Source organism: Micromonospora sp. ATA51, from assembly GCF_016802855.1.
Classification (GTDB): Bacteria; Actinomycetota; Actinomycetes; order Mycobacteriales; family Micromonosporaceae; genus Micromonospora; species Micromonospora sicca.
Genome location: NZ_JAEVHJ010000391.1, coordinates 1 through 5,536, shown reverse-complemented (window position 1 = coordinate 5,536; position 5,536 = coordinate 1). Strand labels below are relative to the sequence as shown.

General features: G+C 72.7%; 4 protein-coding genes and 2 pseudogenes. 3 read left to right on the top strand and 3 right to left on the bottom strand.

All coding sequences use genetic code 11. From position 1 onward, the window contains the following. Positions 1 to 174 precede the first annotated feature (174 nt). On the bottom strand, positions 175 to 417 hold the full coding sequence (locus JNW87_RS34025) for a mycoredoxin (protein ID WP_109805177.1): 243 nt from the start codon (positions 415 to 417) through the stop codon (positions 175 to 177). 90 nt (positions 418 to 507) lie between these two features. Between JNW87_RS34025 and JNW87_RS34020 the strand changes: the two are divergent. The 3 genes and pseudogenes from JNW87_RS34020 to JNW87_RS34010 all read left to right on the top strand — a co-directional run bounded on the left by JNW87_RS34020 (position 508) and on the right by JNW87_RS34010 (position 3,553). Next, positions 508 to 2,669: pseudogene (locus tag JNW87_RS34020) on the top strand (ATP-dependent DNA helicase UvrD2). 158 nt (positions 2,670 to 2,827) lie between these two features. Then, the gene (locus tag JNW87_RS34015) at positions 2,828 to 3,055 is read left to right on the top strand and encodes a hypothetical protein (RefSeq protein WP_255544696.1); all 228 of its coding nucleotides are present in this window, start codon (positions 2,828 to 2,830) and stop codon (positions 3,053 to 3,055) included. Positions 3,056 to 3,187: 132 nt separating this feature from the next. After that, entirely contained in the window at positions 3,188 to 3,553 is a 366-nt protein-coding gene (locus JNW87_RS34010; protein WP_109805172.1) for a WhiB family transcriptional regulator, read from the top strand. Positions 3,554 to 3,856: 303 nt separating this feature from the next. Here JNW87_RS34010 and JNW87_RS34005 read toward each other — a convergent pair whose 3' ends face one another. Both JNW87_RS34005 and JNW87_RS34000 read right to left on the bottom strand, forming a co-directional pair. After that, positions 3,857 to 5,203 carry an AarF/ABC1/UbiB kinase family protein gene (locus JNW87_RS34005; protein ID WP_109805174.1) on the bottom strand — a complete coding sequence of 449 codons (1,347 nt, stop codon included), beginning with the start codon at positions 5,201 to 5,203 and terminating at the stop codon, positions 3,857 to 3,859. Continuing rightward, positions 5,200 to 5,536 (bottom strand): annotated as a pseudogene (locus JNW87_RS34000) (hypothetical protein); the annotation flags it as partial. The pseudogene JNW87_RS34000 and the gene JNW87_RS34005, both read right to left, overlap by 4 nt.

Below are 5,536 nucleotides of genomic sequence, written 5' to 3'. Positions count from 1 at the left end.
CCGATCGACCCCGCCCTCACGCTCGCCACCGGCGTCGATCAGGAAGTTGTTGTCACGACACGCCGAGGACGAGGGCGATAACTTCATGATCAACCGGGGAGGGCGGGGGTCGGGAGATGGGAAGAGCGGCCGGCCCCGGAAGGGGCGGCCGCTCTTCCCGTGCGGTGCTGTGGGTCAGGCGTTCAGGCTGGCGAGGTGCTGCTTGACCTGGGTGATCGAGGGGTTGGTGAGGGCGCTGCCGTCGGCGAAGCGCAGGGTCGGGACGGTCTGGTTGCCGCCGTTGACCTTCATCACGAACTCCGCGGCCTTCGGGTCCTGCTCGATGTCGACCACCTCGTACCCGATGCCCTCCCGGTCGAGCTGCGACTTCAGCCGGTGGCAGTAGCCGCACCACGTGGTGGAATACATCGTCAACATGATCAGGTCCTCCAAGGGGTGGCTCACGCCCGTCAGATCAGGCCAGGCTAATCGCTGCAACATCGCCGGCGGCTGGAATGATTCCTGCCTGTGGTGGTTCATTCAGCGGCGGAACGGGTGCTGGCCGGGCTCGACCCGGAGCAGCGGTCCGCGGTGACCGCCCCGGCCGGTCCGGTCTGCATCCTGGCCGGCGCGGGGACCGGCAAGACCCGCGCGGTGACCTCCCGGATCGCCCACCGCGCACTCACCGGGGACATCTCCCCCCGACACGTGCTCGCGGTCACCTTCACCGCCCGCGCCGCCGCCGAGATGCGGGCCCGGCTCACCGCGCTGGGGGTGGCCGGCGTGCAGGCACGCACCTTCCACGCCGCCGCCCTGCGCCAGGTGCGCTACTTCGCCCCCCGGCTGCTGGAGGGGCGGGCCATGCCGGAGCTGCTGGACAGCAAGGTCCGGGTGGTCACCCTGGCCGCCGCCAAGGTGGGCCTGCGGGCCGACCGGGCCGCCGCCCGGGACCTCGCCGGCGAGATCGAGTGGGCGAAGTCGTCCCTGGTCGAGCCCGGCGAGTACGTGGTGGCCGCGGCCAAGGCGCTGCGCGACACCCCGCACGAGCCGGCGAAGGTGGCCGAGGTCTTCGCCGCGTACGAGAAGCTCAAGCGCGGCAACGGCGTGATCGACTTCGAGGACATGCTGCGCGCCGCCGTCTGGGGGATCGAGGAGCACCCCGACGTCGCCGAGCAGGTGCGCGGCCAGTACCGGCACTTCGTCGTCGACGAGTACCAGGACGTCAACCCGCTCCAGCAGCGGCTGCTGGAGGCCTGGCTCGGCGGCCGGGACGACCTCACCGTGGTCGGCGACGCCAGCCAGACCATCTACTCCTTCACCGGGGCCAGCTCGTCGTACCTGGTGGACTTCCCGCGCCGGCACCGGGGCGCCACGGTGGTCCGGCTGGTCCGCGACTACCGCTCCACCCCGCAGGTGGTCGGGCTGGCCAACGCGGTGATCTCGCAGGCCCGGGGCGCCGAGGCCCGGCTGCGGCTGGAGCTGGTGGGGCAGCGCCCGGCCGGTCCCGAACCGGAGCTGCGGATCTTCACCGACGAGCCGGCCGAGGCCAACGCCGTCGCGGCCCGCTGCCGGGCGCTGGTCGACGGCGGCACCCCGGCCCGGGAGATCGCGGTGCTGTTCCGCACCAACGCGCAGTCCGAGGCGTACGAGAAGGCGCTCACCGAGGCCGAGGTGCCGTACGTGGTGCAGGGGGCGGAGCGCTTCTTCGAGCGGCCCGAGGTGCGCCAGGCGATGGTCGCGCTGCGCGCCGCTACCCGCTCGATCCCGGGGGAGACACCGCTGCCGACCGCCGTCGTCGAGGGGCTCTCCGCGGTCGGCTGGGCCCCCGACGCCGCCCCGGCCGGCGGCGCGGCCCGGGAGCGCTGGGAGGCGCTCGCCGCGCTGGTCCAGCTCGCCGAGGAGTACGCCGCGACGCCCGAGGTGCTGCCGGTCGGCGAGGCCGCCGCGGTGGAACGGCCGGTGACGCTCGCCGACTTCAACGACGAGTTGGCCCGGCGCGCCGCCCAGCAGCACGTGCCCACGGTCGACGGGGTGAGTCTGGCCTCGCTGCACTCCGCCAAGGGCCTGGAGTGGGACGCCGTCTTCCTGGTCGGTCTCGCCGAGGGCACCCTGCCCACCACGTACGCGAAGACCCCGGAACAGGTCGAGGAGGAGCGCGGCTGCTCTACGTCGGGATCACCCGGGCCCGGGAGTGGCTCTGGCTGTCGTACGCCGGGGCCCGCTCGCCGGGCGGACGGGCCCGGCGGCCGTCCCGCTTCCTGCCCCAGCTCGACCGCTCGGGCGGCGGCGCCGAGCGGGCCGGTCCGGGCGCGGCCCGGCGGACCGAGCGGCGGCGCAACCAGGTCGTCTCCTGCCGGATCTGCGGCGCGACCCTGCTCGGCGGGGCGGACCGCAAGCTGGGCCGCTGCCCGACCTGCCCGTCCGACATCGACGAGGAACTGTACGAGCGGCTGCGTGAGTGGCGGCAACGGGTGGCCGGCGCGCAGAAGGTGCCGGCGTACGTGGTGTTCACCGACGCCACGCTGACCGCGCTGGCCGAGCGGAAGCCGGGCCGGACCGAGGAGCTGATCGCGATCGCCGGGATCGGTCCCCGCAAACTGGGCCTTTACGGCGAGACCGTGCTGGCCCTGGTGGAGGGCGCGGCGGTCGACGACGTCTGCCCGGAGAAAACTTTCGAAATCGAGTCGTAAATTCGTTTGCCCTCGCCCTGGGGCGAGGAATAGCCTCAGGACACACCTTGGGAGCGGCGCCATTCCGGCTGCTCACAGGGGCTGAGTCCATAGTCGGCACGAGGAACGTGAGGGAGGTGGCACCCGTGGAGATCTTCACCTATGAGCGTCCGGCGGTGATGCCGGCTGCCTGCGCTCCGCTGTCGGCTGTCCGGGTGGTCCTTGCCGCTGCGCGACCGTCCGTTCCGCAGGTGCACCAGGTCCAGGTTCAGGCCGAGCTGACCCTGACCGTTGCGCCCACCGGAATTCAGAACCCGGGGACCAGTGGCTTCACGGGCAAGGGCATCGATGGCGCCAAGAAGCGCATGGATGTCCGCGGCGTTCCACCTCGAGGTAGACCGGTCTGATCACCAGACCACCGGCTCACCTCGAGGCCGCGGAACCCGCACACCGGGATCCGCGGCCTCAGTTTTTTTGCCCTGCCGAAGTACGTCGGAAATGCGATCCACGAGATCGAAGTGAGAGAGAGGTGACCGGGCATGAGTCTGGCGTTGGCCCCGCTCGACGTGAGCGTCGACGTGGAGGCGAACCTGCCCTGCCGGAAGTTCGACCCCGACCTGTGGTTCTCCGACTCGCCTGCCGAGCTCGAGCTGGCCAAGTCGCTCTGCGGGGACTGCCCGCTGCGCGTCGAGTGCCTCGCCGGTGCGGCGGAGCGGGCCGAGCCCTGGGGCGTCTGGGGTGGCGAGATCTTCGAGCGTGGCGCGGTCGTCCCGCGCAAGCGGCCCCGTGGCCGTCCGCGCAAGGAGGACCTCGCCCGTGACGCCGCCCTGCGGGTCGAGGCCGAGGCGCGACTGGCGGCCAGTGGGCTGTCCGAGTCGCGGCACGCGGTCCGGCTGGCAGCCTGACAATGCACCCGATCCGTACCCAGGCCGGCCGCGAGCCGGTTGTCAGAGAGATGAATCAGATGCTGTACGCACCCAATGGAGCCGTCGAGATGCAACTACTCCACGAAGCGTTGTCCCGGGCCCGAATGCCCCGGCCTCAGGCCGGTCGCACCACCACGAGCACTGAGGCAACCCGTTCCGCCCGTACCGTCGCCATGACCAGCCGCAAGCAGTCGGCTCGCGACCTGGGCGTTCTCTAGTCCGTACCGATTCGCGGGGGCGTGGCCGGAAGTCCGGCCACCGCCCCCCGCGGTGTTCCGTCGGTCAGGCCACCGGGGCGAAGCCGGGGAGCCAGCGCTCCAGGATCGCCCGGTACGGCGCCTTCGCCTCCAACTGGCAGAGCACCCCGATCGAGCCCAGCGTCACCCGGTGGATCATCAGGTACGACGGGGGCAGGTTGAGCTGCCGGCTGAGCTGGAAGGTGGGCGACCGGGGGCTGGCCAGCCGGGTCGCCTCGCCCCGCAGCCAGGCCCGGGTGAACCGGAACTCCTCGGCGGCGATCGGCTCCAGCATCGGCCGGAGGAAGTCGAGCACCGCCTCGGCGTCGATCGGCTCGGTGGGGCTGACGAAGCCCTCCTCGCGCAGGCCGGCCACCACCGCTTCCGCGTCGCCGCGGAGCGCCAGCGCGGCGATCCGGCCGATCGGCTCGGGGGTGCCCTCGGGCATCCGGGCCACCGCGCCGAAGTCGATCACGCCGAGCCGGCCGTCGGGCAGCAGCCGGAAGTTGCCCGGATGCGGGTCGGCGTGCAGCAGTCCGGCCCGCATCGGCGCGGAGAGGTGCAGCACGGCCATCAGCCGCCCGGCCTCGTCGCGCTCCTCCTCGGTGCCCTCCCGGATGATCTGCGACAGCGGCGTCCCCTCGATCCACTCGGTGATCAGGACCCGGGGCGAGGAGTCGAGCACCTCGGGGATGAAGATCTCCGGGTCGTCCGCGTACGCCGCCGCGAAGGCGCGCTGCGATTCGGCCTCGAGCTCGTAGTCCAGCTCCTCGGTGATCCGCTCGCGCAGCTCCACCAGGAGCGGCTTGACGTCCAGCCCGGGCTGGATCGCCCGGAACATCGCGCCCAGCCGGGAGAGCTGCTTGAGGTCGGCGAGCAGCGCGTCGCCCGCGCCCGGGTACTGGATCTTCACCGCCACGTCCCGGTGCTTCGGGCCGCCGGACGGGCCGTACCCGGGATCGCGCCAGACCGCGCGGTGCACCTGGCCGATGCTGGCCGCCGCGGCGGGGGTGTCGTCGAACTCCACGAAGCGGTCCCGCCAGTCCGGGCCGAGCTGCTCGGCGAGCACCTTGTGCACGGTCGCCGCGGGCAGCGGCGGGGCGGCCTCCTGGAGCTTGGTGAGCGCCTGCCGGTACGGGGCCGCGATCTCCTCGGGCAGGGCCGCCTCGAAGACCGACAGCGCCTGGCCGAACTTCATCGCCCCGCCCTTGAGCTGGCCCAGGACGCTGAACAGCTGCTCCGCGGTGCGCTGCTGGATCTCCGCGGAGATGACGTCGGACGCGAGCCCGGTGACCCGCTTGCCCATCCCGAGGACGGTCCGGCCGGCGAAGCCGAGCGGCAGAGCGGCGAGCTTGGCGGTCCGGGACACGGCCCGGCGCGGGATGTCGGTCACCCGGTCATTGTTACCGACTCGGGGGGCCCGCTGCTGCTACGAAGCCGGGAGCGGGTGGGCTCGAACCGGATCCGGCGACCACCCGAGCATTCGCAGGACGGATGGGGGGACCAGATTCGACGGCGGAACCGGCCGGCGCCGCCGACCTCGACCGTGCAGCCGAGCGTCTCCGGGGTGCCGCCGTCGAGGTGGGCCAGCGCCTCCGCCGCCGCGTACGCCACCGCCGCGAGCCCGGTGGTGGCGGCGCAGGCCTGGTCCGCGTCGCCGGCCGCGAGCTGGGCGGCGAGCGCGGGCCAGTCCGGGTCCCGGTGACCCGGTGCAGGTCGAGGCAGT

Coding starts and splice junctions, on each gene's coding strand:
- JNW87_RS34025 (WP_109805177.1), bottom strand. CDS start 417: ATGTTGACGATGTATTCCACCACGTGGTGCGGCTACTGCCACCGGCTG.
- JNW87_RS34015 (WP_255544696.1), top strand. CDS start 2,828: ATGCCGGCTGCCTGCGCTCCGCTGTCGGCTGTCCGGGTGGTCCTTGCC.
- JNW87_RS34010 (WP_109805172.1), top strand. CDS start 3,188: ATGAGTCTGGCGTTGGCCCCGCTCGACGTGAGCGTCGACGTGGAGGCG.